At 65.4% G+C, this 628-nt stretch carries 2 protein-coding genes; both read left to right on the top strand.

From position 1 onward, the window contains the following. Positions 1–278, top strand: a 278-nt coding sequence (locus tag AC01FP_RS18625) for a hypothetical protein (RefSeq protein WP_474482380.1), incomplete at its 5' end; no start/stop codon positions are given. A 51-nt stretch (positions 279–329) separates the two neighbouring features. Continuing rightward, positions 330–628, top strand: a 299-nt coding sequence (locus AC01FP_RS18630; protein ID WP_474482381.1) for a bile acid:sodium symporter, incomplete at its 3' end; no start/stop codon positions are given.

Genomic DNA, 628 nt, shown 5'->3' on the forward strand with positions numbered 1-628 from the left:
TGGCAATCGATGCGGGCGACTGGGCCGAGGCGGCCTTGCTGCTGGACCATGCAATCGATCATGGCGGAGCACGCGATCCCGAGTTGTGGCGCCTGCGGGCCAAGGCGGCCCTGCAGCAGGGTGACGCCGATCTGGCATTCGATTCTGCAGTCTATGCCTATGCCTTGCAGCCGATGTCGCGCCAATGCACAGCCATGCTGGTCGAGGTGATCGACGCGCGCGGCCAGCCGGAGCTTGCTGCCGGTCTGCGACGCAAGCTTGCCCACATGGCCGCCTGAGCCACATACCGGCTCGACAAGTGCCGCCATGGCGGGCACGGGAGGCGGCGGATGGGCAGGCTCCTCGGCAAGATCGACATCATGATGCGGGTGCTGCTCGTCGCCATCGTGCTTGCCTTTCTTGTTCCCGCTACGGGGGAGGCCCGGGTCCATGCGCAAACCGCCTCGAACATTGCGATCTTCGTGCTGTTCTTGCTCAACGGTCTGCGGATTGATCGGAAGGACATCCTGCGCGGGCTCGCCAACCTGCGCTTTCTGGCGCCGCTGATGGCGTGGATATTCGGCGGGATGGTGCTGGCGGGATGGGGACTGTCGGTCGCCTTGTCGGGACTGCTCCCGCCATTGGTCGC

This window comes from Cyanobium sp. NIVA-CYA 375, from assembly GCF_056108345.1.